The sequence below is a fragment of the Microvirga sp. P4_G7 genome (assembly GCF_056401005.1).
The window spans coordinates 1-3296 of record NZ_JBFUKD010000436.1 but is presented as its reverse complement, the minus strand read 5'-3'; the positions used below and the strand labels follow the sequence as shown (position 1 = coordinate 3296).

Here is a 3296-nt window from a genome sequence, read left to right as displayed (position 1 = left end):
ATATCCTGCAAGGTGATGCTGGAGAGACGATGCGTTTCGCGTACGCACGACACGAACCGCGCCGCGAGGAGCGAATGACCGCCGAGTTCGAGAAAGAAATCGGCGGTCATCGGAACGACCTGATCCGGGAAGACACGTTTGGCCGCGGCCAAAAGCACCGCTTCCGTCTCGGTTTCCGGTTCATCCTGTTCGAGCGCGGCATCGGTGAATGTCAGCGGCAGCGCCATCAGCGCCTTCTTGTCGGCCTTTCCGGATGCGGCAAGTCGCGGGAAGGATGACACGATCTCGAAATGCGCAGGCACCATGTAAGGCGGCAGGCGCTCGCGCAGAGCCAATCGGAGCTGCGCTGGATCAGGATAAACCCCGATCTCGGAAAGGAGGAATGCGACCAAACGATCCAAACCGTCGTCGTTGCGCAGAACGACAGCCGCCTGGGTTATTCCTGGCATGCTCACGAGAACGGATTCGATTTCGCCGGGCTCGACGCGAAAGCCGCGAATCTTGACTTGATCGTCGACGCGTCCCTGGAACACGATCCGGCCCGCGTCGCTGATGAGGACCGCGTCGCCAGATCGATAAAGCACCGGGTCCGAACCGTCATTGGCGAATGGATTGGCGATGAATTTTTCGGCGGTCAGATCTGGGCGACCGAGATAGCCGGCGGCGATGCCCGGACCTCCGATCAACAACTCGCCCGGAACGCCAGGCGCGACACATGTCAGCGCTTCATCGACCACGTAGCAGGAATAGTTCGGTATCGGCCCGCCGATGGTGATCGGATCACCGGGTTTCAGCTCGGCCATGGTGGCCACCACGGTCGCCTCGGTCGGGCCGTAGCTGTTGAACAGGCGGCAACCCGAACCCGTGAACCGTGCGGCCAGAGCCGGTGGGCAAGCCTCGCCGCCGAGAATGATCACGCGAAGGGCCGGAAGGTCGTTGCCGAGCATCGACAGCAGCGTCGGCACCGTATCGATGACCGTCACGCCAGCCTCGCGCATGGCGCGGGTCAAAGCTTCGGTATCGGCAAGCATTTCCTGCCGTGCCACCCACAGCGTGGCTCCCACCAGGTAGGGAACCCAGATCTCTTCCATCGACAGGTCGAACGCCGCCGAGCATCCCTGGAGGACGATGTCCTCGGCGTGGATCCCGTACAGCTCGTTGGACGATCGCAGGTAATGGCAAATGTTGCGATGGCTGACGACGATGCCTTTGGGCTTGCCCGTCGAGCCCGACGTGTAGATCAGGTAAGCGGGATGATCGGGTGTCAGGCCTTGCTGCCGCGCGTCCACATGCAAACCGATGCCCTCCGCCGCTGCAGTGCTCGGCGTCAGGACGGGAATTCCGGTGGGGATAGCCCTATCGTTCCAATCGTCCGGAACCAATAGACCTTTCGCCTCGGCATCGCTCAGACAAGCCGCGACACGATCGATCGGCGCTTCGGTGTCGAACGGCAGCCATGCCGCTCCCGACTTGGTGATTGCGATCTGCGCGATGAGAAGATCGGAGCCGCGGGGCATCCAGAGACCCACGACATCGCCCGGTCCGATCCCACGCCCGACGAGACCACGCGCAATCGCGGTCGCAGCGCGCTCCACCTCCTCGTACGTATAGCGGACGGCGCCATCGATGACCGCGATTCGAAGCGGGCTTCGACGCGCCGTGGCTTCAAATATCTCCGGTAGAATCTCGTCTTTGAGGAGGTCAGGGCGAACGGGACCACGAAGGGGATTGGTCATGAGTGTCTCGGTGCCCGTGCGGGCGAGGAAAGGGTCGGCCCGTTAGGGATGGGATGTGGGGTGCGCGGAGTGCGAGGTGGGATAGGCGATCTCATTGAAGTGATCGTGCCAGACGACGACTCGCGGCGTCGGTGCCGGACCGTACGTCGCAAGCGCACTGACGTGGCGCGGGCCGACGACGACCAGCCGAGCGAAGACAGCTGGATGCGGAGCGCTCGCGGCATTGGCTGCGTCGATCTTGAATGCGCCGTTTCGGAATGCGCGCACCCGCAAGTCGCGCGGATCGCGCATGACCTCGCCGGTGAGCTTCAGGCTTGCCTCTTTGATGGCCCAAAGGACGGTTTCAGCGTGGTGGGGCTGACGGGCGAGCCTCGGCAGGACGGCGACATCCTCGTCGGCCATGGCGCTCTTGAGAGACGCGCTCGGATGAGGCTCCGCGGCAAGTTCCTCCACATCGACGCCGAGCGCCTGGGACCATGACCAGGCGACGACGGTCATCCCAGCCGAATGGCTCATATTGAACGACGGACCGCCTTCGCAGAGCGGCTTGCCCAACGGGTCGCGGCCAAGAACCAAATCGGAGGGTTCGCACCGTTTTTCGCGCGCAAGGATCATGCGCAAGGCACCATGGCTCAATCGATAGGAGGCCCGATCTTCCTCACGGCGCAAGCGTAGGGCATGCGCCCTCTCCTCCTCGCTCCCGCTCTCATCGAATGCCGACAAGAATGCGGCAACGGACAACTGCCCGATCCGACTGTGATCGATTGTGAATAGAGAGACCATCGGCCCGCCGCTCCCGATTTCAGGTCGCGGTCCTGAGCGATCTTCCGGCTTGAAACGAGATGTTGTTCAGAAGCCGATGGCTGTCAAGCACGCAGGGCTTAGTGCCGCAGCGGGAAAGCGGCCAAGCTTGCAAAAGCGAAAGCTCGAAAGGCGCGCGCGATGCTACCGATGGATCTTTTCGAACCGCTTGATCAAGCGCTCGCGCTTCAGGCGAGAGAGCCGATCGATCCAGAAGATCCCATCGAGCTGATCGATTTCGTGCTGGAGGCAGACGGCGAGAAAGCCCTCCGCCCCTTCCTCGGCCGGCGCTCCATCGAGCCGCTGATATGCGACGCGAATGCTGGCGTGGCGCTCGACTTCGTCGGTCACGCCGGGCATCGAGACGCTGCCCTCCATGTGTCGGATGCGCTCCGGGGAGGCCCAAACCATCGTCGGGTTGACGTAAACCATCGGCGCCTCCCCGGTCTCGATCTGAATGACGACGAGCCGCTCCATGACCCCGATATGAGGCGCGGTGATGCCGACGCCGGGAGCCGCTCGCATCGTTTCAAGTAGATCGTCGGCGAGCTCCTGCAGACGGGCGTCGAAAGCCAGAATTGCCGACGCTCGCTCGCGCAGACGAGGATCGGGGTAGCGAATGATCGGTCGCATTGTCACCGTCGCCTCCCCTCAACGATACCGCCCGCCCCTCTGCAGCACTTCGATCTTGTAGCCGTCCGGGTCCTGAACGAAGAAGAACGTCGCCAGGGTTTTACCGTCGTGAGACATCTCCTTGAT

At 62.7% G+C, this 3296-nt stretch carries 3 protein-coding genes and 1 pseudogene; all 4 read right to left on the bottom strand.

Features of this window, described 5'->3' with window-relative positions; all coding sequences use genetic code 11:
- Nucleotides 1-1736 (bottom strand): amino acid adenylation domain-containing protein (locus AC1DT3_RS15950; protein ID WP_477466222.1); only part of this gene is annotated, 1736 nt, incomplete at its 3' end.
- A gap of 42 nt (nt 1737-1778) precedes the next feature.
- On the bottom strand, nt 1779-2519 hold the full coding sequence (locus AC1DT3_RS15945; protein WP_477466221.1) for a 4'-phosphopantetheinyl transferase family protein: 741 nt from the start codon (nt 2517-2519) through the stop codon (nt 1779-1781).
- 162 nt (nt 2520-2681) lie between these two features.
- A complete protein-coding gene (locus AC1DT3_RS15940) occupies nt 2682-3170 on the bottom strand; it encodes a peptide deformylase (RefSeq protein ID WP_477466223.1) in 489 nt (162 codons plus the stop codon).
- 18 nt (nt 3171-3188) lie between these two features.
- Nucleotides 3189-3296 (bottom strand): annotated as a pseudogene (locus AC1DT3_RS15935) (lactoylglutathione lyase); the annotation flags it as partial.

Bases quoted from the DNA above. Each gene is read 5' to 3' on its own strand.
- AC1DT3_RS15945 (WP_477466221.1), bottom strand. From the start codon at position 2,519: ATGGTCTCTCTATTCACAATCGATCACAGTCGGATCGGGCAGTTGTCC.
- AC1DT3_RS15940 (WP_477466223.1), bottom strand. From the start codon at position 3,170: ATGCGACCGATCATTCGCTACCCCGATCCTCGTCTGCGCGAGCGAGCG.